The sequence below is a fragment of the Eubacterium sp. AM05-23 genome, from assembly GCF_003477535.1.
In the GTDB taxonomy this organism is placed as follows: Bacteria; Bacillota; Clostridia; order Eubacteriales; family Eubacteriaceae; genus Eubacterium; species Eubacterium maltosivorans.
Genome location: NZ_QUDF01000001.1, coordinates 141738 through 165473, shown reverse-complemented (window position 1 = coordinate 165473; position 23736 = coordinate 141738). Strand labels below are relative to the sequence as shown.

Genomic DNA, 23736 nt, shown 5'->3' with positions numbered 1-23736 from the left:
CTAGTGGCTTAAAAAATAGCTTTTCAAGAACTTATTGTTTTTGAAAAGCTATCTTACTTTATAGTCTGCTGTTATCTTCTTGATTTTCCTATTTGAATTCATTTCACAGCAGTTTCATCTACATACTTTCAATTGCTATTATTTCACGCTCTATTTTATATTCTTGCTTTGTCTATCATAACAATTAAACTTACCAATCTCTTTAATAATTGTACAATAGATTACTATGTTATGTGGTTAAATCAAGCCATTAATCAAACGATATCTTATCAATTTATTTTAAAATAATTTTTCTATAATATATTTGATTTTCTCATTCTCTACTTCACATTCCTTTAATATCAAAACATAGATCAGACATCTAGTAATACGAAACACTGCAACATGCTCTTGTTCTATCAGCAATGGATTACCATGCCCTATATGATTTCTCATTTTACTCAAACACTCACCCCAATTAATCTCTTTTATTTTTTGGAGTTCAAGTTTTTCAATTCTTTCAATAAATTCTTTTATAATATCTTTATTTTTCTTAATTGCTCTATTGAATTTTTTTTCTAAAGAAGAATCCAAATTTTTTATTTGGTTTTCCATTTGTTCAATTATTTCTTTTGCACTTTTTGATTCTTTGCCAGAACTATTTTCAAACAGTGCTTTTTGTTTTTCTATATAATTAAGGACATTTTTCTTAATTTCTTCAAATACTTTATCTGTTTTGGATTCTTCTTCAGGATATAACCTTGAATACTCTCCTTCAAAAGATAACGCTGCCGATAAAAATGATGAATAACTTACAGTCCTTGCATCATCATTATTTAAAGGAATATATAAATCGTCAACTATTCCATCAATTCTTCTCCTAGCTATATTTTGAAATAATACTGGAAAAGCATCTCCAATATCATCTATTGTTATTATTTCTCTTTCAGTCAGGTTGTATTTTGTTGCTTCTGAATTTGCATAAAAGTGCACTTCTGCACTATCGTTATATTTACCAGCATTTTCTCCATCTACTATTAATCTTTTCAAGACTATTTTATCAAAACATATATTTTGTCTGAAACTCAAAAATTTCATTAGATCAAATGCAAATAAATAAAATTTAGGCAACTCTTTGATATCCTGAGATTCCGAAAATTGAAACTGCATGCATGGGATTGCCTCTCCGATTCCACGTATATTTTTTCGCATATTATAACTAATACGGATATCAAATTTTATATGTATTTTTATTCCTTCTATTTCTACATCAAAATCTTTTCCGTACTCTTCAAACTCACGCGTAATGAGAAAAGGTATTCTGTTTTTCTCATTATCACCCCACATTTTTTCTGCATTCTTTTCCCACATAAAAGCTTTTTTGGGTGAATAAAACGCATCTAATGCCTTACTTGAAAAAGATATTGCATCAAAATTCTTTAAGCTATCAGGTTCCAAATTATTTTTAGAAATCGCCCACCCTGCAGCTGATATATTATTTCTTTTTTGATAATTCACATCAAAAAATAAAATATTTCTATTCGTATTTGTTTCACCATATATTAGATCAAAATTTTGACTCGAAGATAATAGCATTTCTTTAATATCCATTTCAGTTATCAAAGTTATTACATCATCTACCATAACAAACCTAATATCTTCATCCTCCAGACCGAAAAGCTTACCTATAATCTTCATAAATTCTGACCTCCATTAAATATTCAATATGTTTTCAATTTCTTAAACTATTTTTTCATAATTTCATCATATTTCTTTATTTATCGCTAATACATATTTCCTCTGCGTTCTTTACAGTTTTTTAAATAACCCCATAATCTTCATTTTGGTTTTCCTCCAGCTCTTTTGCGAATTGAAACCAATTTGTATTTCTATATGTTCATGCTACAATAAGACCTTTCTAAAGCAAGGTAAGAAACCTAGATAAAAAAAACTCCCAAACCTCTTATAAATACTTGGTTTGGGAGTTTTCTTCTCTATTCCCATTCGATGAATCAAGAAATTCTTCGCTATATCTTGTGTCTATTATTTCCAATCTAAACGATATATCGTACATCTTCTTCTCAATTTTTTTAGTTTTTCTTTTTTTGTTATCAATCTGGTATCGTACGTTTTATTAAATGAACTTAATCTTACATTTTCCTTTTTATGTTTGTAGTATATCATATTCAACTTAATTATTGAATAATCAGTTTACTAATCTTTAATTCTTTTTCTTGAATCATCTTGCTAATTATATAGTGTAAATCATCTAAAAAATAAAATTATAACATGCACTCTAAATGATTTAAATTTACTAATTTAAGGAGTCTCTTTATTCTCTCTATTTTTAATTGAAAAAATTTACTGTCAATCGAGAAAATTTTGCTCCAAAGTTTCATACTATACTCTGCTACATATAAGTAATCGTATTTTTCTAAATGTTCAGCAAAGTATTGGACAAGCATTACATCGCTTCCAATAGCCGCGATAATATTAAGAGCATCATTATTTTCATTATGATCTTCTATATTGCGTTTAACCGATTCTTCATGAAGAAAACTAAAAATAAGCTCTTGATACCAAACGGTATCATCATGTAAAGTCTCATTAAATGACATGATTGAAAATTTTCTATAGTGATCGTCTGAAAAGAATTTATACCAAAAGAAAAAATTTCCTAAAAGGACAACTTCATAAACATCTTGTGTAAACTGTCTAGCTTCTTCATAATTCTTCCGTATTGTATCTTCTCCGACTATTTTTGCTAAAGTATGCTTTATATTTTTTTTTGTCTTAAAATGATAGTAGACTGACCCTTGATTAATGCCTGTCAGTCTACAAATTTCTGAAACTGTTGTTTCCTCATATCCTTTTTCATAGAAAAGCTTTTTGGCCGCATTAATAATTTGCTTCTTTGTGTCCAGTCCATTCTTATAGTCTGCCATTTGGTTTATCTCCTGTTTTATGTAATCAATATTTTAACAAGAATTTTAGTAAATTGCAAATTTATATTTTTATAAATTTTACTATCTATTGTTCATATAAAAAATAGTGAATTATAGTAAAAATTAGTTTTTTAATATTTTTTAGACAAAACCAATTGACAAATAAAAAAATTTCTGCTAATATTTTAGTAAATACTAAATTTAGTAAATACTAAAATGTAAAAGAAGAAAGTGAGATTTTATGGAAAGCCAGTATTATTTAAATTATGATGAATTTTTAAAAAATCATCCAGAAGTAACGGAAGAGATGTCCTTTGCAATGAAAGACACGCTTGTACTTTCAGAAGATTTGATGTTCAACACCATCATGATGTTGCTTGTTTAAATGTGGAGGGAATAAAAATGTCAACAACCAAACAAATATTTGAAGAAAGACAATCGATTTATGAAGATGTTCTCAACGGTAAAACACCTAAAAGAGTTCCTATTGATGTCGCGTGCATATCATCTGATTTTGCAATCGAATACGCCGGCATGAATTTGCTTAAAGCCCAATATGATATGAATATGATCGCTGAAGCATTTGAAATTCTATGTAAAAATTTTAATAAAGGAGATCTATTTCCAAGCTATCATTCTCGATTAGCAGGCGGTTATCAGATCTTAGATTCCCAAAGTTTTATAATGGGTTCAAGCGGCGTTATTCAACATCCAGAAGTCGTCGGAATGTCTGTTGACGACTATGATTACCTTATTGAAAAGCCATATGATTGTTTAGTAGAAAAAATTATCCCTAATCATTATAAATCACTTCGTGGGAATAAAATGCAATCTGCACTCGCTTTAGGAAAATATGTTAGTTACTCAAATGAGTGCATGGGCATTATTTATGGGAAGATTGCTGAACTGACAGAATCTTACGGATTTTTTGAACACTCTCCAGGTGGCTATGCTGCTACCCCATTGGACTTTTTGGCGGATCAGCTTCGCAGTTTTAAAGGCATCAGCATGGATTTTCGCCGTTTTCCTGAAAAGGTAGAAGCTGCATGTGAAGCACTTCTCCCACTTTTGATAAAAATGGGACTTGCCGGTGGCGTTGGTAAATTTGGAAGAATTGAATTAGATCTCCATATGGGGCCTTACATGAAGCCAAAAGATTTTGAACGTTTTTATTGGCCCACTTTTAAAAAGCAGGTTGACGCTTACGCGCAAGCTGGTCAAAGAAGTTTATTATTTGTTGAAAACAATTGGACACCGCATTTTGACAAGCTTCAAGATTTACCAGCCGGTACTGTGCTCCGTTTCGAATTTGGTGATCCGAAAACCATTAAAGAAAAGTTTGGAAATAAATTTATTATCTCTGGTTTATACCCTATCTCACTTTTAAAAATGGGAACAAAACAACAATGCATTGATAAAGCTAAAGAACTTCTAGACATTTTAGCGCCTGGAGGAAACTACTTCTTTAATTTTGATAAGGAAATTATTACGTTAGATAGCATAAATATTGAAAATTACAATGCTGTCATTGATTATGTTCTTGAAAATGGTAAATATTAGGTGATCACAATGAAAATAAGCCGCGCAAGAACAATTATATTTATGTTGGCACTGATTCTATCAACGGTTGCATGTATGGCCGATATGGTACTCGTTCCTTCCGTTGCAAGTTTTTATGATGTTTTTAGTAATCACCTAACACTTGTAAATTATATTGTTTCAGGACCAGCCCTTGTCATGGTTCTTACCTCTCTTTTATCTGCGAAGCTGATGCATATCTTTGATAAAAAAACACTTATTGTTACATCATTTTTAGTATTTGCAATTTCCTCAATTGGAGGAATTCTAATCGAAAATATATTTTATATAGCACTTATGAGAACCTTCGTCGGTGCTTCAATGGGAATAATTGGCGCATGCAGTATGGCCCTTTTATCCGAAATTTTCGAGGACGAGAAAACACGTAGCTTTATGATGGGAATCTATAATGCAGGCATGGCCATTGTAGGTGCTTTACTTGGTATTGTAGCTGGATTATTTGCGACTTTTGCCTGGCAGTCCGTTTTTAAAGTCTACTGGATAAGTGTACCCATTTTGATTATTTTAATTCTTGCTCTTCCAAAAACTCAAGCAGAAAAAGAGCAAACAGAAGATCGTCAGAATTCACCACATCAAAGGCTCTTTAACAGTCGGTTCACCCTATTATGTATAAGTTTTATCATCCTAAATATGGTTTATTGTATCGTATATTTTCAAATTTCTTTATACGTTGCTGAAACAGGCATTGGTAATGAATCCATCACAGGTATCCTTTCATCACTGGGAACTGTTGGCAGCGCACTTGCTGGGATTGCTTTTGGGTTAATTTATAACAAATTGAAGCATAATTCAATGATTCTTTCTTTTGTGCTAATTGCCTCATGCTATGCTGTTTTATATTTTGCCCCCGCACTTTTACCAGCCCTGGTTACCTGTGCTATTATTGGAGGCGCTTATGGTATTGGTTTAAACTGTGCAATGATGGAAGCAACACTGTTTGTTAATTCCTCACAGATTTCGACGGGAATCAGCGTCATTTCAGCCGTCACAGGCATTGGAACATTCGCTTCAACTTACCTTGCTTCTTTACTACAAGGAATCCTCCACACTTCATCTTTAAGAAATATCATGCCAATCCTTATCGCCATATGCTGCGTATTAATAGTAGTTGAAATTTTATTTAAAATCAAAACACAAAAAAGCGTAAAAACAAAAGCTTGATTTTACCAAAAAGTATCAAATAAGCGTTGAACAAAAATTATTTATATATCCGCAGGGTAGAGATAGAGTATTTGTATAAAATAATTATTACCTTCCACTATCTCTACCCTGCATTATTAAGGATTTTAATTAAATTTATTATTCAACAATTTCCTTTTCTGCTTTTAAAGGTCAATTATATTCCAAACTTTCCCTTCCGAAAAGCTCTGTTATACTTTCGTCCACTTTTATCTCTCATCGTCAAGGCTTCTGTTGCATAAATGGTGCCAATCATTTCAAAATTACAAGGATCAATGATCGCAGAATCTAACCCCGCTTTTATGGCAAGTGTAATACAGCTTTTATTTACCAAACTGCGCACAGGCATCTCGAAAGAGATATTGCTGATGGCTCCTGTTACTTTTACTTCCGGCGCATATTCGTGGATTCTCATGATACACTCCTCAAAATTTTCCATAGCTGAAGCACTCGTAGACAAGGCCATTACACAGGGATCAATATGAAGCTTATTTAAGGCGACGCCATATTTCACAGCTTTATCAATCATACTTTTTGCAATTTCTACTTTCCGTTCCACCGACATTGGTATTCCTTCTTGATCACAGGTTAGCCCAACGACTTCCCATTCTGTTCCTGCAATCAACGGAAAAATGGTTTCACATTTGCTCCTTTCTTCATTTACAGAATTAATCATGCCAGGTCTTTTTACATGACCTTCCTCAAAAATTCGTTTTAATAGCTTTTCATTTGGGCTATCAATACAAATTGGTATTTCAGTGACTTGCTGAATAATATTAATCAGCCAGACCATCGTATCATATTCAATATCTGTTGATGTGCTCGGCGCACAGTCAATAAAATCAGCCCCTGCCTTTGCCTGGGCTTCTGCTCTTTCCCCAATAAGCTGCTCATTTTTTTCTTCGATGGCTGTTCTGATTGATGGAATTGCGCCATTTATTTTTTCTCCAATAATAATCATACGGCTTCCTCCTGGTATTCTAGTGTGTGATATAAATCGTGCAGCAATTTTTCAAGCTGATCTACCTTAATTCTTGTTATAATACTCGCAAAATGAATGTACGTTTTGCCTGTTTCCAAACCTTCTCTGCTTTGTACATTAACTTCATCTTTTGTTAGAGATAATGTTGCCAAATAGTCCCCTCTTTGGATTGATGCCTTGATATGGCCAACCCAAGCGCCTTGTTCTCTTAAAATTCGGGCAAGCTCATCCATCTGGCTTTTCAGCTGTTCTGTTGCCGCAGCGGCCGGTAAACTGCTGTCCATTTTAAAACTGCCCGCCACAAATCCTTCGTGTGTCACAATTTTCATATTTGCATTACAACCGTCACAATCACAATAATGATGCTCTTTCATCTAAGTCTCCTGCCCATTCCCTAATATTTCATTCCATTGTTCTTTACTGATCCCGTTACGGGCATTTACCGATAGCACATTCCCCTTTGGATGAATTGCTTTGATTTCTTTTATTATTCGAACCTGATCTTCTAAATTGATACAATCGGTCTTATTTAAAAGCACACTGTTTCCGGCATGAATTTGTCTTGACATCATTCCATACAATTCATCTATGTTTTCATCCCATCGTTCAGCATCCACTAAAACGAGTATCGTTATCATTGTGCAGTCAGGTGCATATTTTGAAATAACGTCCGCTATACGATCCGGATAGGCCAGGCCTGTCGCTTCAATTAGAATTGTTTCCGGCTGATATTTTTGAGTAATCGTGTTAATACATTGCGTCAGATCGCTGGCCATTGTACAGCAAATGCATCCAGAAAACAATGTAGAAACCTTATAATCTCCAAAACTCAGTATCTGATCATCAACACCAATCTCCCCAATTTCATTTTCTAAAATAGCGGTAGAAACCTCTTTGCTTGGATCTTTTTGCACATTAAGGTACTTCACAAGCGATAATAAAGCGGTGGTTTTCCCGCTTCCGAGAAAACCACCTAAAATAATCACCTTCATAATTGCTTACTGCTCTTTTACAAAAGCAAGGGCTTTATTTACTCCAGCTTGCGCGTCATTGACAAAGTCATCAGCACCAGCATATCGACAGATTTCTTCATCAATTGGGCTGCCACCAACCAAAATCAATCGACCTTTGTCTAGTCCTGCTTCCCTTATTTTTTCCACACAATCTTTCATGGGATCAAAAGAGGTGGTTAAAAGGCAGCTCATCCCCACCACTTTTGGATTATAGTCTTTAATGGCTTCAATAAATTTTTCTGGTCTTACATCAATTCCAAGATCTACAACATTAAATCCATTACATTCAAAAATAGAGGATACGATGTTTTTGCCAATATCATGCAAATCACTATACACTGTACCTAAAACAAAAGTACCATATTTTGCCTCGCCATCTTCTTCATCCTCTGGAAAAAGCTTTTGGCATTCCTCAAACATTTCTGCCGACATGGATAGGTCTGAGATAAATTATTCTTTTGTCGAAAAACGTTCTCCCACAATGCTCATTCCTTTTTGCAGATCTTCAATAATTTCTAATTTTTCTGCGCCGGCTTTAATTGCTTTTTCAACTTCTTCGTACAGTTCATCATCTTCTAAATCTGCCATTGCATTGACGATTTTTTCATTCATTATTTTACTCCCCTTTAATAATTCATATTATATGCGGCTTCTCGAACGGCATCCAGGTTTTCAAGCTTTGTATTTGCTGGGTGGCAGCAACCTGCATTTAAAATTAAACCTGGTCCATAAAAGCGTTTGAGCTGCATACAGTAATCATATACCTCTTCTGGTGTTCCCATCGTCAGCATCGCTGCCGGTATATCCCCTTCCATACAAATTTGATGTTTAACAAAGGTATCCGCAACACGCTCATGATGTGTGAAACCATCCAGTTGAACAATTGTCTTTTTAGATCTTAAATGCTTCAGAAGATGTGAAGCCTCATCATAATTGCCGTCCATGTGTAGTATCCATATCGTATCCGTTTCCATCAGCATATCATTAATATACTCAAATGTCGGTTCCCATACAAATTTTTCAAAGTTTGTCATCCGCACTGTTTCGGTATCGCAACGACCTAAAGAGGTTTTAAAAAATGCTGGCCAGCTACCGTTTCCAAAAATCATTTTTGCATTCTCTATCTCCCAATCATTAACAATTTTTGAAATCTGTAAAAGCGCTTCTGGATGTTTGCGCATATCTCTTAAATATTGATTGTATCCCCTGGCAACAGAAAGAAAAGTTGTGGCACCATATGTGAAGGGAACACCGGTCAGATCAATCCCTTGCAATCCAGCATCCGTACATTTTTGTGCAAAAATTTCCATGAGCTCAAAAGCTCTCGCTTCCTCTTCATCGTATTCTTTCGTCCATGTAGGTGCCACAACAGCATCAACCCAGGCTTGCATGCCATTTTTAATGATAAAATCATAATGTTCCGCTGTCATTGGATTACTTTCTTCTGCCATTGGTCCCAAATTTTTATCAATATCTTTTCCTGGTGTCAGATAAGTAATTCCACTGGCGTCTTTCATAAAGAGACCTGCATAATAATTATAGTTCGGCATGGTATCCCCGCCATATTTTAAAGCACCTTCGATGATTTTATCCATTGCCCACTCTGGTCTTAAATATTGATCTCCCGGAGTGTAGCTTTCATCTGCATATTTCCCAATAAGCAGCGCATCGGGGGTATCATATGGCGTTCGGTCTACCGATTCACAGCGTACAGCCGCCATGTAGCGTTCAACAGGCGTCATTTTTTTCACAGACATATCCACCACTCCTTTATGCGTCCAAAACGGTCCATGCCAGTTCACCAAGAAGTATGGGTCTTTCTTCTGCCGGTACTTCCCACTCTTCATCAGCCATCAATGCATCAATAATATCTTGAAATTTTCTTTCTTCCATTTTCCCTTTCCCTTCTTCCTCTTTTTAGTATCTGCCATATTCATGAGCAAATTGATATACATCCAAAAGCGTCTGATTAACATCCCCGGCGCACGTCCAGTTTTTATCAATGCAAAAGACGAAAGCCCCCGTACCTGCGCATTCATCAATGACCCGCTTCGCATGATCAATATTGGTTTGTTTATCCGCTATTTTTGTTCTGGCTAAATTTGCACCTCCTGCAATAATCTGGTAATCGCCAATCTTTTTAGAGACTTTGATCACGTCATCGTCGTCACAGTGTATAATTACGCTGTCTTTAGGTACTTCTCTGAAATAATCCAATAATTGTATCCATTTACCCTCCGCCAGCATATACAGCTTATTTCCGTTTTTCGCCAGATTTTCAATGAGTTGTTTTTCATAAGGCCAGTAAAATTCTTCAAATTGTTTTCTGTTCATATATGCTGGAATATGCGGCCATTGACACGCATAGGGATAATCACCCACATTATCATGATGGCTACAGCGAGTATTCCATAAAACGTCAATAGCTTCATGCACTTCTTTTTTATGTCGTCTTAAATCCTTTACTGTTCCAGTGAAGCCTCTGAAAGTATCAAAAATAATATCCAATGGATTAAAAGTCATTAGAAAACCATCATTGATGGTAGGAACACCATAATCTACCTGAAGACGTTCGGTCAGTTTGTCTGGCACAGAGACATAAGCATTATAAAAATCCGACAAAGCGGTCTTCATCTTTCTTTTAACATCATCCATATTTTCCGTAAAAATTTCCGGATACTTTCGTTTTAACAAAATATCCGAGACAAAAATATCAGGATTACTGATTAGTTTTGGATATTCATCTTCCTCCATCAACGATTCCTGAAGATGTTCAATGGTAATTCCATCTGGTCCCAGTATATTCTGAGCTTTCCCAAAAGTATCTTTTGCATGCGGCAGATAAGCATATCCATAAGAAATGGTCACATCACAATAAAGATCATCAAATACCTTCAGCAAAGCATCGACGCATTTTTCTTCATCCTCTAAAACATCACGCAACGTTGTTCCTGCATAATCGACAACGCCAGGGGCTGGATGCGCCATTACTGGTACGTAGGCAGGATTGTCACGATTAGTTGCCCTCTTAAAATTTTCGAGTCTTTTTTTTAAAATCTGTTCTTTACTCATTTCCTTCTCCTTTTACCTGTTTATAGTATTACCTTTTTTGCTTACAAAGGGATAGACAATAGCAAAAACAACAATCACAATTAATGGAACAATAAAGGTCGGTGTGATGGCTCCTTCTGTGTGAAAGATATTCATTAAAAACGTCGAAATGTAAGTAGATACAAAACCAGAAATCGCATAAGCCGCTGTGGCAATTCCGATTGCATCATCCATTCGGGTTGGTGCCAGAGCAGTTCCGTGAGCATAAGAAAAAGCAAAAGCCATTCCATACGCGCCACCGACTAGAAGCATCGCAACCGGCGTTAAGATAAGATTCGGAATAAACATCAACATTAAAAGCGCGATGGCCAACATCACACTACAGACAACCAAAGTATTTCCACTAAACTTTTTATAAATAACACCAAAAAGCATACTAAAGATCATACTCCCGCAAGCTGTCACTGCACTGACAACACCCGCATAAGCTTCATTTCCAAGACTATGCTCTGCAACATAAACAGAGCCGTAAAAGGAAATCATATTGAAAACAATTGTGACAATGCACAAACCGACAATCATAATCCAAAAGTTTTTACCATAGGGTTCTTTTTTTGTTTTTTCTTTGGATTTTACATCCTCCGCACCAGTTGGCTTAATATATGGTAAAAATAAAATAAACAGAATGACCATCGGCACAGCGGACCAGTAAATACGATAAGCATTTTGCCATCCCGAAACTGCTAAAATTCCTGAAAGCAATCCAAAGATCATTCCAATTCCTGCCATTACCGCATTGTAAATCCCCATAATCGAAGCACGTTTTTCTTCATCCACATATACTTCTGCAATCAAGGCCATGGCGGCAACATTCACTAAAGCCTGTCCAATACCACAAACAGTACGAGCTGCTACCATATACATAGCAGAATCAACCGCTACCCCAAAAATTGTCGCTATTGCAAACAGACTGCCACCGATAATAAGCATGGTTTTTTTTGAAATACGGTTAAGTAATTTGCTGGCAATTAAAGATACAACAAAAATTATTAAAAGCGGTCCTGAAACAATATAATTGACTGCTCCAACTTGATCTGGAAATTGCCCATAAATATTATTGATAATCGGGTACATTACATTGTCACCCATAATTGCAATATTGGATAATAACAACGTAATCAAAAATAAAATCGTTTTTCCTTTTGACATTTCAATTGACATTTATACTCCCCCTTTAAAGATCATTCAGTGTCCATTCAATCCCATTCAAAAACATTGGCCGTTCCTCTACCGGGACTTCCCATGTCTCATCTTCCATCAAGGCTTTTATTAAATCGTCAAATGTTCTCTCCATTTTTTTCTCCTTAATATCTTCCATATTCATGTGCATAGGCATAGACATCAATAACTTTTTCATCTACATCACCTGGGCAAATCCAGTTTTTATCCGTTGTAAAAATAAATGCACCGTTTCCTGCACATTCATCAATGACTCGTTTGGTATAATCTCTGTTTTCTTCTTTTGTAAAAAGTTTAACTTTGTTCAGACAAGCTCCCCCTGCAATAACTTGATGGTCCCCTATTTTTTTGCTTACCTCAAAAATGTCGTCATCATCCACATGCAGGATGCAGCTATCCTTTGGTAGTTCCCTAAAGTAATCCAGCAGATGTAGCCATCTTCCTTCCAACAAAATATATAATTTGTTACCACTTTTAGCAATATTTTCAATCATTTCTTTTTCATAAGGCCAGTAAAATTCTTCAAACTGCCGGATATTTAAATATGACGGAATGTGCGGCAGCTGCTGAACATATGGATAGCTGTGATCAATCTCAGTAAAATGATCACATCTCAGTTCATACAGCCGTTTCAGAGCTTCTTTTACTTCTGATTTATGCCTGCGTAAATCGCCGACAGTTCCTACAAAGCCCCGAAAACTGTCAAACAGAATATCCAGTGGATGCATCATCATTAACATTTCATCTAAAACCGTAGAAATACCGTATCGCTGCTCAGCCAAATTTGTTAACCCGCCATTAAACGATCCAAACATAAATATATTAATGTCATCAACGATGACCTTTACCGCATTTTTTGCCTTTTCCAAATCCCCATTAAACAAAAACGGATAACGTCGGGGCAATAGCGTATTTTTCACAAAAACATCTGGATCTTCGATTAATGCTGGATAATCCGTTTCTTCCATCAATGATTTCTGTACATGCTGAAGCGTGATATGATCTGGACCCATATAATTTTGAACGCCACCCATAACAGCATTTGCATGAGGATAAAACCAAACACCTTGCGAAATGGTAACATCGCAATATAACGTATCAAAAATTTTTAACATAGCCTCATGATAGGCTTTTTCATCATTCATAACATCTGTAAAAGTCGTATTGCCAAAAGAAATAACACCGCCGCCTGGATTTGCCATTACCGGCACATACGCTGGATGATCCCGATTCGCTGTTTTAATCATGTTTTCTTTTCGTTCAGCCAAAAGTTTTTCTTTACTCATAACCCTCTCCTTAATTTGGTTTTGCGCGCTTCCAAATTTATGTATAACTAATTTAAGTCACACATAAATTATATGAGTTCCGTTTTCATTTGTCAAGAAATAATTTGTATATTTTTTTTATTTACTAAAAAAGATGCTCAATTTATTTTTATCACATTTTATGTTCACCTAAGATTGACATTTTTTTTTACCTCTGTTATATTGATTAATATATACAGGGAGGTTAACATGGCACGTTATGATAATGGTCTTGAAACAAAAGAGCAAATTTTAAAATGTTGTGAAAATCTATTTTATGAAAAAGGTTATAAAAAAACAACTTTTAAGGAAATCAGCGAAAAAACAGGGATTAATCAAGGATCGATTTATTATCATTTTAAGAAAAAAGAAAATATTGGTAAAATTGTTTTTACGGAAATGATGCGGCAAGGATATAGTATTGCTGCTAAACTTATCGGAGAAGATTCAAGCCCTCTAGAGCGTTATGTTTTGGCTGACTTTATTTATTGGCATTTTTTCTTTAAGGATTCACATTTTCGTTCGTTTAACGTAGAATTTAGCATTGAAAATAATATGACAATTGAAGAATTTTACCATGATTTAGTCGAGTATGTTCACTTGCCACTTCCTGAAAAACCTTTTAAATATGAAAAAGGGAAAAATGCTTTTAACCTATCCCTTATTTCTCTTTTTGCTACTTCTTTTAAAATGTCTAGCGAAATTGCCGCAAATATCGATGACTTTGATTTAGATGAAATTGTTTCATTTGAAACGGAATTTGCTTCGGATTTTTTGAAGTTTGGAACTCAAGATTCCAAAACTATTTTAAAAAAAATGCGCGTAGTTTATAAACAAATACATTTAGATAATGATCATTTTAAAATTTATATCAAATAAAGAAGCAACAACTTTTTCCAGTTGATGCTTCTTTATTTCTTTGATAGTACGCTATTTCTTATAAGCTCATAACCTAAGCGTCGTAGGCTAAAGTTTATTAAATTAACATCTAACTTGTCTTTCTCGTCAACAACTTATGTTAATATTTATATAATCGCATAATAGTAAAAATATTATCATCTTGCACGTTCTTTATATTTGTTTTTTTCCTGGGAATTAACCATTATTTCATCTGTTATTTTAAGCCGATCAACCATATCTAAAGAACGTTTTTCTACACCGATTGCCAATTTCAAATCTTTCCGAAGAACTGAAATCTGAGCCGTCAAACCTTTTTTCTGCTGGCTTAAGTTCTCTTTTTCCTCCGGTGCAGCCCGCCGCATTTTGTTGGTTAGCTTCTTTCTTTTGTCGATTAAACCATCCAGCTCTGTCTGAATTTCTTTCTGTTTTTCCTTGAGCTGTTCATAGGTATCAATCTGATGTTTACATAAAAAGATGGTCTGCTGGGATATTTCTTCCATGCGGCGCACTTCTTCTTTGATCAAGGGGCTCATTGAAACCTGTCCTTTGTTTTTGGGGTAGATCCCTAATTGGTAGCAGAAGAACCGGTAAAGTTTACGGAGTTTTCGATACTCCTCGCCAAATCCCAGTATGTCTTCGAGCTGCAATTTCTTTGGTGTGGGTACAAAGAATAAAATGGGTTCTTTGCTTTTTTCCCGAACTTCTGGTCCTCTTTGCCTGTAAATCTGATCCTGAATGCGCAGTACGGAGTAGGCTTCTCCGAGTGTTTTAAAGCGTGTGAAGCGTGGATAATGTGGCAGCTTCAGCGCGCAGGAATCAATTTTTCCTTTAATCTGATAGCCTTTTCGCCTCAGATAGTCATAGAATTCTTTCATCGTCATTGAGCGTTCAATGGCTTCGTCGATATCGGAACGATAAAGTGCATAGCGTGTCAGCTCTCCTCGCTTTTCTGCCTGGTAAAGGCCCGGACTCTGTTTACGCTTGGCGGGATTCTCAATCACGGATAGATGGTACTCACGGCAGAGCGCATCGGAGGTATCCCGCAGCCGCTGGTATTCTGCTTTGCGTTCATTGTACTTCTTTCCGTCAAGGAAAGAGACGGCATTGATGACGAAATGGTTGTGCAAGCAGTGGGTATTGAGGTGGGTGCTCACGATCACTTCATACTTGTCCCCCCACATTTTTTGCGCGAGCTTGACCCCGATTGCGTGGCACGCTTCGGGGGTAAGCTCGTCGGGTTTGAAGCTCTGACAGGCGTGATGGGCAAGAGTTCCTCCTATTTTTCCAAACCTTTCTTTGGTGATCTGCATCTGCTGGCCGGCGGTTTCCACGGCACAGTTGATGCCGGTTACGTAGTATTGTCGCTCAAATCTGGTCTTGTTTTCATCGGCTGCGTAGTGCAGCACCTGGTATAAATCGGCGTTTAGGAAGTCGGGATTTTCGGTTTTATCAACGTTTTTGGCATACTCAATGACGCGGTTCAGGCTGTCCTTGACGGGCCAGATTTTGGTGATGGCCATTGTCTTTTCTCCTTTCCGGGGCTAAAACGGCGTGCATTTCAAGCAGGGTTTCTTCTAAAACAGCGATGGCTTCTGGGGCGTCATAATCGCCTAAAGCATTCCAAATATCGTATAACAGGGTCATCAATTCCCTATATTGGAAAGAGGGCAACGGCTTTGGTTCATACCCTCTGGCCAGCATCCGCAGGTATTCGGAAACGCTTAATCCACACTTTTGACTATTGGTAATGATCTGGTTTTTTTCATCTTCCCGCACTCTTATTTGAATGGTTTCTCTTCGATTTCTCATGGTATTCTCCTTTTATGAAATGGGGGTTGCAGGGGGCTTTGCCCCCTGTTCCGGCGACGTGGCAACACAAAGCCAATGCTTGTTACACCCTGTGACATTTGGCTGCTTCTTTATTCTTTGTATCTCTGGAAAAGGATGCAAGATTGCACCCATTATAGAAAGATGCATTCTTGCAAAACAAATCATTGAGCAAAGGCTCCGCCTTTTTGTTGTTTGTGACATTACCTTATGTTTTTCCACATTAAAGTGACGATGTGACGCTGTTTTTGATCCCGACAGCGGTACCCTATATATCGTCACTATCGTCACTGTAAATTGATTTGTCTCACTTCTTTACCAGCGTGATGTCACTTCCTCTGTTGCTCCGTTTGTTTTCATATTCAATGCCATACTCTGTGGACAGACGTCCAACTTCAGGATTAAGATTTTTTGTGAGCATATTGGGACTCATCTTTTCAATGTCCAACAAATCAACTAAATCGCTTGCGCGGCCATGCCAGCTTTTTCCTTCTCTTTCTAAAAATTGATTGACCGCTTCCAGCAACGGATTTACAGGCTCTTTGAAGGATTCCTTTTCCAGTTCATCCAATTGCCATATACATTTCTGAATATCAAAGCTTAAATGAAATTTCTGATCCGGTAAATCCCGGCTGACCATCTCCATGATCGCTTTGTTGCTGCCTCTTTTTTTCTTATCCAGAATAAAGGCGCCGTCGGCTGCCCCCAACAAGCCATTTGTTCCGGAGATCGTATCAAAGCGATCACTGGCCTCCTGCTTGCGGGTATGATGAACGATGGTCTGGCAAAGATCATACTGATCGCCAAACGCTTTTATTTGTGAGATCATCTCATAGTCTTTTTTGTAACTGATATCGTCGCCATCCTTTCTACGCACTTTTTGCATCGTATCATAGATAATGAGCTTGGTATCTGGATGTTCCTCAAGAAATTTTTCAAGCTGTTCTTCCAAACCTTGGTTCATTCGATGGGCCGCAGTGGCCAGATAAAATTTATCATTATTTCTTGCTCCAAACATTTTATACAGCCGCTGCTGCATTCTTCGGTTATTATCTTCCAGTGCCAGATACAGCGCCGTCCCTGGATTAACAGGATGCTCCCAAAGCGGGATGCCGCTGCTGGTATGATAGGCAAGCTGCGCCATCATAAAAGATTTTCCTACTTTTGGCGCACCGGCAAACAGATAGGTTCCGGGGTACAAAAGATCATGAATAATTGGCTCCAATGGCGGATAGAGTGTATCTAGTAACGTGGTCACTGTAACGGTCTTTAAGGAAGTGTCCTTTGCCGCTGCCGCTTTTTTCTTTAGAACGTTGTCTTTCTTTTTTGTTTCTGGTATACTTAAATCATAGTTTTTGAATGGCGACTGCTCCCCATCTGCGTCAACAGATGAATCGGGAGGAGTCGTTTTTTCTTTTGTATCGGCCATTTATTGTTCTCCTTTGAGTCCCTGCAGTGTTTGTGCGATCAGCTGGAGCGTGAATAGCTGTTCTTCTGTCATTTCATCGCCATCATAAATGCGTTTCAGCTCATCATAAATTTGTGTCATCTGGTCCCGAAGTGCTTTATACACTCTTGGATTTCCAGTGACCTCAATCGACTGACAGGACAGACACTTGATAATGTAATCTTGCTTTGTCAAACCGGACAGTTTTACTCGAACGTTTAACGCTTCACTTTCCTCCGGGGACATTCTAAACCCTACATACAAATTTCGCCATCTTCCTTTTTTGTCTCGATTTTTTTCCATTTTAGGCACTCCTTTCAAATTCCAGTCGGTCCGCCATCTCTTTCTGTTTCGACGGAAACAAATGGGCATAACGATAAGTAATATCAATACTTTCATGCCCTACCCGATCCGCAATCGCCACAGCTGAAAACCCCAGCTCGATTAACAGAGACACATGAGAATGACGTAAGTCATGGACTCGGATTTGCTTAATTCCTTGTTCCATTGCGCCTCTTTTCATTTCACGCTGAAGGTAATGCTTATTGGTCGGAAAAATACGTTCTTTTGAATTAATTTTATATAAACTTTGAATATAATCCTTCATCTCATCACACAAGAAAACAGGCATTTGGATCGTTCGATTACTTTTAGGTGTTTTAGGCTCGGTAATAACATCCTCACCTCTAATTCTTTGATAGGATTTATTGATTCTGACTGTCCTTTTTTCAAAATCAAAGTCCGACTTCGTCAGTGCCAGCAGCTCGCCTTCCCGGATACCGCACCAGTATAGCATCTCAAAAGCGTAGTAGGATATTGGTTTGTCCATCATAGAATCCGCAAATTTCAGGTATTCCTCTTTTGTCCAAAACTGCATTTCCTTATTTGTTTCTTTCCCCATGTTTCCTGCTTTTGCCGCAGGGTTCGACGACAAGTCATAAAACCGAATGGCATAATTGAAAATGGCGCTCAGCTGATTGTGCACTGTTTTTAAATAGCCGCTGGAATAAGCCTTACCCTGTTTATCTCGATGCGCAAGCAGTTCATTCTGCCACTGAATGACATCGGAGGGGCGAATCTCGCGAAGCTTTTTATGCTGAAATGCTGGCAGTATCTTCTTATCAATGATATAATTTTTGGTTTGCCAGGTGTTTTTCTTAAGCCGTGATGCCATATCCCTTTTGTAAATTTCTAAAAAATCTTCAAACAACATATCTGGATCTCCAGCCTGCTGTTGTTTAAAACCTTGTTCCCAGGCCAGTGCCTCCTTCTTTGTCTTAAAACCACGTTTCATTTTTTGAACGCTCTGCCCTTTCCAATCTTTATATCGGAAAGAAGCATACCAGGTACCTTTTTCCTTATCCTTATAAGCAGACATTACATCATCCCCTTTCCATGCCATAAAATTTTTCTTCAAAATATTTCCGGCTCACGCGGCCGGCAATGGTCAGGTACCCCTTTTTTTGAAGCTCTTCATTCATTTCACGCATTAATTTGTAGGCAAAGGATTTGGAAATTCCGAGCTCCATTGCCATTTCTTCGGCGCTGATAAACATTTTCTGATTCATCCGGTGTCCTCCTTTCTATGTATTTTACCAAACCGTTCATACATGAACGGATTTTTCTTGTCCTCATCATAACAGTTCATTTATGTGCTGTCAAGACCTTCAGCAAAAAAAGATTTCATATATGAACGGTCTGTGGTATAATCAATCCACGGAGGTATTTATTATGACCATTGGAGAAAAGATAAAAAAATTTCGAACGGCCCAAAAACTCTCTCAAAAACAGCTTGCGGCTATGGCAGGCATGAGTGAACCTGCTCTTCGCAATTATGAGCTGGGCAACCGCCACCCTTCTGAAGAACAAGTCCATAAGATCGCCGATGCCCTGGGCCTCAGCTTTTTTGCCTTGTCCGATCCTGATTTTGACAGTTACCACGGTGTTATCCATGCCCTGTTCTCGCTGGAAGACCAGTATCATCTAACGCCAAAAGAGATCAATGGACAAATCTATCTTTCTTTGGATGATCCCAGTCTTAAAGATAGCCTTCGGCTTTGGTATGATGAGCTGAGCGCACTTAAAGAAGAGCAAATTTCACAGGAAGAATACGATCTTTGGCGTCATTCCTATCCCCGTTTACAGGCAGAGCGTGATAAAGAAAAAAGAAAATTACGATATAAAAAAGATAAAGAAAATGGTTGAGGAATCATTTCATTTTTAGCTATTTTTAGCTTTATGTTATCAAAATGTTATCAAAAAATAAAAGCAACCCTCGAAAGCACAGTATATAGCGGCTTTCGAGGGTTTTATTGTCTATTCCCATTCAATCGTAGCACAAGGCTTAGGACTCAAATCGTAGCACACGCGGTTAACGTTCTTTACTTCGTTCAAAATCCGGTGGGTAATTTTCTGGAGGACGGGCCAGTCGATTTCTTCGATGGTGGCGGTCATGGCGTCAATGGTGTTGATGGCGCGGAGGATGACGGGGTATTCGAAGCTTCTGGCGTTATCGCGGACGCCGACGGATTTGAAGTCTGGGACAACGGTAAAGTACTGCCATACTTTTTTATCCAGTCCGGCCGCTGCAAATTCTTCCCTCAGGATGGCGTCGGATTCCCGGACGGCTTCGAGGCGGTCACGAGTAATGGCGCCGAGGCAGCGGACACCAAGACCCGGGCCTGGGAAGGGCTGGCGGTAGACCATATCGTCTGGCAGGCCGAGCTCGGTACCGCAGGCACGCACTTCGTCCTTGAACAGCTGGCGGACAGGTTCGACCAGCTCAAACTGTAAATCTTCGGGCAAGCCGCCGACATTGTGGTGGGATTTAACCATTTTGGCGGTTTTGGTGCCGCTTTCCACGATATCCGGGTAGATGGTGCCCTGTCCCAGGAAGTCGATGCCCTCCAGCTTACGGGCTTCTTCTTCAAAGACACGGATAAATTCTGCACCGATGATCTTGCGTTTTTCTTCAGGGTCAGCCACACCGGCCAGCTTGGTTAAAAAGCGTTCGGTGGCGTCCACATAGACGAGGTTGGCGTCCAGCTGATTTTTAAAGACCTCAACCACGCTTTCAGATTCGCCTTTACGCATGAGGCCGTGATTGACATGGACACAGACAAGCTGTTTTCCGATAGCTTTGATGAGAAGGGCTGCTACAACGGAGCTGTCCACACCGCCGGACAGGGCCAGCAGAACCTTGCGGTCGCCTACCTGGCGTTTAATAAGCTCAACCTGGTCGGCGATAAAGTTTTTCATATTCCAGTTCTTTTCTGCTTTGCACTGTACCAGCACAAATTCTTCCAGAACGCCCATTAATTCCGCTTCATCTTCTGGCCATTTTTCCAATGCATCCACGCCTTTGGCCGGTGCATGGTCTACTGCCAGCACCGGGCAGTCTGCTTCGTAGACCCACGGGCCCACGTCTATTTTTTCGCCGTCTACCACGTTATTCGGGCCACCGTTTACGATAATCCCTTTGACATTCGGCAGCGCTTCCAGTTCTGCCTTTGTGATATCATGCGGATAAATTTCACTGTATACGCCCAGGCTGCGGATCGCTCTGGCCAGGGTTGTGTTTTCGGTATTTCCCAAGTCTAAAATGACAATCATGTCTTGTTTCATGTTTTACTCTCCTCAATTTATTTCGTAAAAGATCATTCTCTTATTTTATCACAGGAGAATAGATGCCCGCAAGCACAACGGCCCTGTACCGTCACTCTATTTTTTACGTCTTCTGAGATACAAAGCCGCGATCAGGACAGCCACCACCACAAGCACCCCCACAAGGATAAAGGTCGTTGTCGTATGTGATCCTTCGATGCCCGTCTGTGTATTTTCAGCCGTTTCAGACGCTCCGGCCATATCTGCTCCTGATTCCTGAATATTCTGATCCGGTTCTTCCGTACCCTCATTAGGCTGTGGATCAACCTCTGGTGTGACGGGTTCTTCTGCCAAATCGCTGGTAAAGGCCTTGATCATGGCATTGCCGTAGTTTCGGGTGGCTGTTTGACCATATAGCTCAATGGTTTCATCAGGCAGATTTGTGACGTCCTGCCAGTCCTCGCCGGCTTTTCTGATAAAGCTCTGCCCGGCGTCGGCCTTTGCAATGCAGTGAAAGGTTCCTTCCATACCATAGAAATCATACATTCCCGTTCCTGTCTCGATGGGCCAGTAATATCCATCGCTGCCTGAAATTTCCTGAATGACGGAGAAGGTCTCGCCCGCCACCAATGGGACGGCCTGCTCCAGAGAAAGAGTATGGTAACCACCATAATTTACAGTCTCTGTCTGGTCCACAGCCAGTGTACCGCTCTCTGGATTGTTTTTATCCTTTAAATCTCTATACACGCGGGTATGAACCGCTGATCCCGGGGTGATGGTAACTGCGGAGACAGCCTTCAGGCTTTCGTTTCCAGCGGCTGTGAACACATTGGCGGCCGCGGCAGACTGCTCCTGAAGCCCCAGCGGTGCGTAGGATTTTAATCCCAGAAAATCATACTGATAATTATGGTCATAGGCGAACCGCCCGTCACCATCCGGGATATCCACCTGATAGGCGGCAAAGGACTGTACGCTCCGGTCATAGTAGGACAGATAAAAGTAACCGTTGTTTCCCCAGCCGCTGCCCCAGCTGTTCTTGACGATCCAGGCGCCGTCGCCCTCCGGGGTTTCGGCAAAATTACCGGCTGAATAGCCATCATCCCAGCCCACAATGGACACAAGGTGGTTGGGTGCTTCATAGGCTTTATTAAACTCGGCGGCATCTTTCTTTTCAGCGCCGCCGCTGTTATCTTCTGCTGCCTCCTGCGGAGTGCTCTGGCCCGCGGCAAAGTACACCTGAACCTCGCCGTTTTCCATCAGGCTTGCCTTGATGGCCTGCTCTGCTTTTTTATCATAGACAAAATTCTGTTTATCAGCGTCTGTAAAGGTGGCAGTTCCAGGCAGGAAATCGGCGTTCTGGAGGTGTACCGCCGCGTTAAAAAATTTATCCTCGGCGACTTCCCAGTTCATATCTTTGGGGTTTTCAGTCGGATACCACTCGTAGGGAGTCCCTTCATAGGGCACATCTGTCTCGGTGTCCACGCCGCACCAGGTGTTCAAGGTGCCGGTCAGCAGCTCCCGGGTGCCGCCAAGGTCCATAAAACAGCGTCCGCTCGCCTGGGCCGTACCCTCCGCGCCATTATTCACCCCTTCATCATCTGCCAGGCGGTAGGCAAAATAGGACAGGTGCCGTTCGGAATAATCCGGCTCTGCGGCAGCCTGCGCTCCTTCTTTTTTCTGCTGGGTCAGCACATTGGACTCAATGGCCGACATCCCGCTGAAAGCCCAGCAGGAGGACCAGGGATTTTGATTTTTCACGCTGGTGCTCCTGCCAAGGGAGCGCAGATCATAAGCTGCGGGCAAAGACTCCTTTAAGTTTTCCGATTGCTTAAAATTATAATATGACTGATCCAGTCCTGGCTGTGCACTTTCCTGCTCATCCGCATACACAGGGGATACCAGCCCAAAGACCGCCATGAGCACAGCGGCCATAATGCCCGCTGTCCGGTTAATCCTGTTTCGCTTTCTGATTTTCACGTTCTCATCCTCCGCTTATTTTTGATTTAATCATACTGTATTTTTTATTCAGGGTCAAATAATCATTTTATTATAAAAACCCCTGCTGTTTAAACAGCAGGGGTACATACCTTTATCTAATTCCATATCTCCACATGGTCGAACGCCTGTCCCGGATACTCGATCACGCCGAGGCCCAGGGTCCTTGCGACACGGGCAACCTCGGTGTAGGGCACGCCGGGGCAGTACAGATCGGCGGCGTGGCCAAAGCGGTGCCAGGAATTGGGGATACCGCCCACTTCGGCGTTGCGCGCCTCACAGCGCACACCGGAGGTGATGATCACAGGCTGGCCGAGGGCGCAGCGCAGGGCTTCCACCTTTTCCAAAAGCTCCGGCGCCATGGGGGCTGGCCAGCCGTCGCAGTAGCCGTCACAGTCGCAGGCATACTCCTCCATCAGAAAGTGGGCAGAGGCCCAGGGGCCGTCTGTTATAATGGGATCAGGCGGCAGGGGATGCTCAATGACAAGCCGCTCCTCCGGCGCAGTCTCTGTATTCACAGGGTTTTCCGGCTTTGCCACAGGCGCCGCCTCTGCTGTTTCCGCCGCTTCTGGGGGCTGTACCCTGTCCTGGGCTTTTCCCGGCACGTTTATGCTGGCTGTAAAAACCAGCCCTGTAACAGACCAGACCGCCGCCAGGCAAAAGGCCAGGGGCT

At 39.7% G+C, this 23736-nt stretch carries 26 protein-coding genes; 5 read left to right on the top strand and 21 right to left on the bottom strand.

Annotated elements, in window-relative coordinates; genetic code table 11:
- Nucleotides 1-279 precede the first annotated feature (279 nt).
- Nucleotides 280-1677, bottom strand: a complete 1398-nt coding sequence (locus tag DW091_RS00755) for a hypothetical protein (RefSeq protein WP_118517149.1) — start codon at nt 1675-1677, stop codon at nt 280-282.
- A gap of 584 nt (nt 1678-2261) precedes the next feature.
- Nucleotides 2262-2924, bottom strand: coding sequence for a TetR/AcrR family transcriptional regulator (locus DW091_RS00750; RefSeq protein ID WP_118517148.1), 663 nt, complete (start codon nt 2922-2924; stop codon nt 2262-2264).
- Between the two features lie 241 nt (nt 2925-3165).
- Here DW091_RS00750 and DW091_RS19965 point away from each other — a divergent pair, with 241 nt between their 5' ends.
- Genes DW091_RS19965 through DW091_RS00740 form a run of 3 tightly spaced genes read left to right on the top strand, consistent with a single transcriptional unit; the run spans nt 3166 to nt 5684 of the window.
- Nucleotides 3166-3309: a hypothetical protein gene (locus DW091_RS19965; RefSeq protein ID WP_158577794.1), complete on the top strand. Its 144-nt coding sequence runs from the start codon at nt 3166-3168 to the stop codon at nt 3307-3309.
- 17 nt (nt 3310-3326) lie between these two features.
- Nucleotides 3327-4484, top strand: coding sequence for a uroporphyrinogen decarboxylase family protein (locus DW091_RS00745; RefSeq protein WP_118517147.1), 1158 nt, complete (start codon nt 3327-3329; stop codon nt 4482-4484).
- Between the two features lie 9 nt (nt 4485-4493).
- Nucleotides 4494-5684: an MFS transporter gene (locus DW091_RS00740; protein WP_118517146.1), complete on the top strand. Its 1191-nt coding sequence runs from the start codon at nt 4494-4496 to the stop codon at nt 5682-5684.
- Nucleotides 5685-5859: 175 nt separating this feature from the next.
- On the opposite strand, the gene DW091_RS00735 is transcribed toward DW091_RS00740, so the two are convergent.
- The 10 genes from DW091_RS00735 to DW091_RS00695 form a co-directional block, all read right to left on the bottom strand.
- Nucleotides 5860-6663 (bottom strand): dihydropteroate synthase, encoded by an 804-nt coding sequence (locus DW091_RS00735; protein WP_118517145.1) that lies wholly within the window; start codon nt 6661-6663, stop codon nt 5860-5862.
- Entirely contained in the window at nt 6660-7058 is a 399-nt protein-coding gene (locus tag DW091_RS00730) for a hypothetical protein (RefSeq protein WP_118517144.1), read from the bottom strand. The genes DW091_RS00735 and DW091_RS00730 overlap by 4 nt, the downstream gene beginning before the upstream one ends.
- A complete protein-coding gene (locus DW091_RS00725; RefSeq protein WP_118517143.1) occupies nt 7059-7676 on the bottom strand; it encodes a GTP-binding protein in 618 nt (205 codons plus the stop codon).
- Between the two features lie 6 nt (nt 7677-7682).
- The gene (locus DW091_RS00720; RefSeq protein ID WP_118517142.1) at nt 7683-8129 is read right to left on the bottom strand and encodes a cobalamin-dependent protein; all 447 of its coding nucleotides are present in this window, start codon (nt 8127-8129) and stop codon (nt 7683-7685) included.
- An 18-nt stretch (nt 8130-8147) separates the two neighbouring features.
- Nucleotides 8148-8309: a B12-binding domain-containing protein gene (locus DW091_RS00715; RefSeq protein ID WP_118517141.1), complete on the bottom strand. Its 162-nt coding sequence runs from the start codon at nt 8307-8309 to the stop codon at nt 8148-8150.
- Between the two features lie 14 nt (nt 8310-8323).
- Nucleotides 8324-9454 carry a uroporphyrinogen decarboxylase family protein gene (locus DW091_RS00710; protein ID WP_158577793.1) on the bottom strand — a complete coding sequence of 377 codons (1131 nt, stop codon included), beginning with the start codon at nt 9452-9454 and terminating at the stop codon, nt 8324-8326.
- A gap of 13 nt (nt 9455-9467) precedes the next feature.
- Nucleotides 9468-9590 carry a hypothetical protein gene (locus DW091_RS20635; protein ID WP_263422100.1) on the bottom strand — a complete coding sequence of 41 codons (123 nt, stop codon included), beginning with the start codon at nt 9588-9590 and terminating at the stop codon, nt 9468-9470.
- Nucleotides 9591-9614: 24 nt separating this feature from the next.
- The gene (locus tag DW091_RS00705; protein WP_118517139.1) at nt 9615-10769 is read right to left on the bottom strand and encodes a uroporphyrinogen decarboxylase family protein; all 1155 of its coding nucleotides are present in this window, start codon (nt 10767-10769) and stop codon (nt 9615-9617) included.
- Between the two features lie 12 nt (nt 10770-10781).
- Nucleotides 10782-11969: an MFS transporter gene (locus DW091_RS00700; RefSeq protein ID WP_118517138.1), complete on the bottom strand. Its 1188-nt coding sequence runs from the start codon at nt 11967-11969 to the stop codon at nt 10782-10784.
- Between the two features lie 143 nt (nt 11970-12112).
- On the bottom strand, nt 12113-13273 hold the full coding sequence (locus tag DW091_RS00695) for a uroporphyrinogen decarboxylase family protein (protein WP_118517137.1): 1161 nt from the start codon (nt 13271-13273) through the stop codon (nt 12113-12115).
- A gap of 228 nt (nt 13274-13501) precedes the next feature.
- Here DW091_RS00695 and DW091_RS00690 point away from each other — a divergent pair, with 228 nt between their 5' ends.
- On the top strand, nt 13502-14170 hold the full coding sequence (locus tag DW091_RS00690; protein WP_158577792.1) for a TetR/AcrR family transcriptional regulator: 669 nt from the start codon (nt 13502-13504) through the stop codon (nt 14168-14170).
- Between the two features lie 176 nt (nt 14171-14346).
- On the opposite strand, the gene DW091_RS00685 is transcribed toward DW091_RS00690, so the two are convergent.
- The 6 genes from DW091_RS00685 to DW091_RS00660 form a co-directional block, all read right to left on the bottom strand.
- Complete coding sequence (locus tag DW091_RS00685; protein WP_118517135.1) at nt 14347-15711, bottom strand: relaxase/mobilization nuclease domain-containing protein; 1365 nt, start codon at nt 15709-15711, stop codon at nt 14347-14349.
- Nucleotides 15659-16000: a hypothetical protein gene (locus DW091_RS00680; RefSeq protein ID WP_118517134.1), complete on the bottom strand. Its 342-nt coding sequence runs from the start codon at nt 15998-16000 to the stop codon at nt 15659-15661. Before DW091_RS00680 ends, DW091_RS00685 begins: the two co-directional genes overlap by 53 nt.
- A gap of 325 nt (nt 16001-16325) precedes the next feature.
- Complete coding sequence (locus DW091_RS00675) at nt 16326-17447, bottom strand: AAA family ATPase (protein ID WP_118517133.1); 1122 nt, start codon at nt 17445-17447, stop codon at nt 16326-16328.
- Entirely contained in the window at nt 17448-17768 is a 321-nt protein-coding gene (locus DW091_RS00670; protein WP_118517132.1) for a mobilization protein, read from the bottom strand.
- Nucleotide 17769: 1 nt separating this feature from the next.
- Nucleotides 17770-18843, bottom strand: a complete 1074-nt coding sequence (locus tag DW091_RS00665; protein ID WP_118517131.1) for a site-specific integrase — start codon at nt 18841-18843, stop codon at nt 17770-17772.
- Nucleotides 18844-18847: 4 nt separating this feature from the next.
- Nucleotides 18848-19033: a helix-turn-helix domain-containing protein gene (locus tag DW091_RS00660; protein WP_118517130.1), complete on the bottom strand. Its 186-nt coding sequence runs from the start codon at nt 19031-19033 to the stop codon at nt 18848-18850.
- 163 nt (nt 19034-19196) lie between these two features.
- Between DW091_RS00660 and DW091_RS00655 the strand changes: the two genes are divergently transcribed.
- Complete coding sequence (locus tag DW091_RS00655) at nt 19197-19670, top strand: helix-turn-helix transcriptional regulator (RefSeq protein ID WP_158577791.1); 474 nt, start codon at nt 19197-19199, stop codon at nt 19668-19670.
- A gap of 111 nt (nt 19671-19781) precedes the next feature.
- Here the strand turns inward: DW091_RS00655 and guaA are convergent, their stop codons facing one another.
- From guaA to DW091_RS00640, 3 genes are all read right to left on the bottom strand, one after another.
- Nucleotides 19782-21089, bottom strand: a complete 1308-nt coding sequence (gene guaA, locus DW091_RS00650; RefSeq protein ID WP_118517128.1) for a glutamine-hydrolyzing GMP synthase — start codon at nt 21087-21089, stop codon at nt 19782-19784.
- Nucleotides 21090-21185: 96 nt separating this feature from the next.
- Nucleotides 21186-23045: a lectin like domain-containing protein gene (locus tag DW091_RS00645; RefSeq protein WP_118517127.1), complete on the bottom strand. Its 1860-nt coding sequence runs from the start codon at nt 23043-23045 to the stop codon at nt 21186-21188.
- A gap of 116 nt (nt 23046-23161) precedes the next feature.
- Nucleotides 23162-23668 (bottom strand): D-Ala-D-Ala carboxypeptidase family metallohydrolase, encoded by a 507-nt coding sequence (locus DW091_RS00640; protein WP_224168719.1) that lies wholly within the window; start codon nt 23666-23668, stop codon nt 23162-23164.
- Between the last annotated feature and the right edge of the window lie 68 nt (nt 23669-23736).

What these genes read in the sequence shown, in the direction of transcription:
- DW091_RS00755 (WP_118517149.1), bottom strand. Translation starts at nt 1,677, where the DNA reads ATGAAGATTATAGGTAAGCTTTTCGGTCTGGAGGATGAAGATATTAGG.
- DW091_RS00750 (WP_118517148.1), bottom strand. Translation starts at nt 2,924, where the DNA reads ATGGCAGACTATAAGAATGGACTGGACACAAAGAAGCAAATTATTAAT.
- DW091_RS19965 (WP_158577794.1), top strand. Translation starts at nt 3,166, where the DNA reads ATGGAAAGCCAGTATTATTTAAATTATGATGAATTTTTAAAAAATCAT.
- DW091_RS00745 (WP_118517147.1), top strand. Translation starts at nt 3,327, where the DNA reads ATGTCAACAACCAAACAAATATTTGAAGAAAGACAATCGATTTATGAA.
- DW091_RS00740 (WP_118517146.1), top strand. Translation starts at nt 4,494, where the DNA reads ATGAAAATAAGCCGCGCAAGAACAATTATATTTATGTTGGCACTGATT.
- DW091_RS00735 (WP_118517145.1), bottom strand. Translation starts at nt 6,663, where the DNA reads ATGATTATTATTGGAGAAAAAATAAATGGCGCAATTCCATCAATCAGA.
- DW091_RS00730 (WP_118517144.1), bottom strand. Translation starts at nt 7,058, where the DNA reads ATGAAAGAGCATCATTATTGTGATTGTGACGGTTGTAATGCAAATATG.
- DW091_RS00725 (WP_118517143.1), bottom strand. Translation starts at nt 7,676, where the DNA reads ATGAAGGTGATTATTTTAGGTGGTTTTCTCGGAAGCGGGAAAACCACC.
- DW091_RS00720 (WP_118517142.1), bottom strand. Translation starts at nt 8,129, where the DNA reads ATGTCGGCAGAAATGTTTGAGGAATGCCAAAAGCTTTTTCCAGAGGAT.
- DW091_RS00715 (WP_118517141.1), bottom strand. Translation starts at nt 8,309, where the DNA reads ATGAATGAAAAAATCGTCAATGCAATGGCAGATTTAGAAGATGATGAA.
- DW091_RS00710 (WP_158577793.1), bottom strand. Translation starts at nt 9,454, where the DNA reads ATGTCTGTGAAAAAAATGACGCCTGTTGAACGCTACATGGCGGCTGTA.
- DW091_RS20635 (WP_263422100.1), bottom strand. Translation starts at nt 9,590, where the DNA reads ATGGAAGAAAGAAAATTTCAAGATATTATTGATGCATTGATGGCTGAT.
- DW091_RS00705 (WP_118517139.1), bottom strand. Translation starts at nt 10,769, where the DNA reads ATGAGTAAAGAACAGATTTTAAAAAAAAGACTCGAAAATTTTAAGAGG.
- DW091_RS00700 (WP_118517138.1), bottom strand. Translation starts at nt 11,969, where the DNA reads ATGTCAATTGAAATGTCAAAAGGAAAAACGATTTTATTTTTGATTACG.
- DW091_RS00695 (WP_118517137.1), bottom strand. Translation starts at nt 13,273, where the DNA reads ATGAGTAAAGAAAAACTTTTGGCTGAACGAAAAGAAAACATGATTAAA.
- DW091_RS00690 (WP_158577792.1), top strand. Translation starts at nt 13,502, where the DNA reads ATGGCACGTTATGATAATGGTCTTGAAACAAAAGAGCAAATTTTAAAA.
- DW091_RS00685 (WP_118517135.1), bottom strand. Translation starts at nt 15,711, where the DNA reads ATGGCCATCACCAAAATCTGGCCCGTCAAGGACAGCCTGAACCGCGTC.
- DW091_RS00680 (WP_118517134.1), bottom strand. Translation starts at nt 16,000, where the DNA reads ATGAGAAATCGAAGAGAAACCATTCAAATAAGAGTGCGGGAAGATGAA.
- DW091_RS00675 (WP_118517133.1), bottom strand. Translation starts at nt 17,447, where the DNA reads ATGGCCGATACAAAAGAAAAAACGACTCCTCCCGATTCATCTGTTGAC.
- DW091_RS00670 (WP_118517132.1), bottom strand. Translation starts at nt 17,768, where the DNA reads ATGGAAAAAAATCGAGACAAAAAAGGAAGATGGCGAAATTTGTATGTA.
- DW091_RS00665 (WP_118517131.1), bottom strand. Translation starts at nt 18,843, where the DNA reads ATGTCTGCTTATAAGGATAAGGAAAAAGGTACCTGGTATGCTTCTTTC.
- DW091_RS00660 (WP_118517130.1), bottom strand. Translation starts at nt 19,033, where the DNA reads ATGAATCAGAAAATGTTTATCAGCGCCGAAGAAATGGCAATGGAGCTC.
- DW091_RS00655 (WP_158577791.1), top strand. Translation starts at nt 19,197, where the DNA reads ATGACCATTGGAGAAAAGATAAAAAAATTTCGAACGGCCCAAAAACTC.
- guaA (WP_118517128.1), bottom strand. Translation starts at nt 21,089, where the DNA reads ATGAAACAAGACATGATTGTCATTTTAGACTTGGGAAATACCGAAAAC.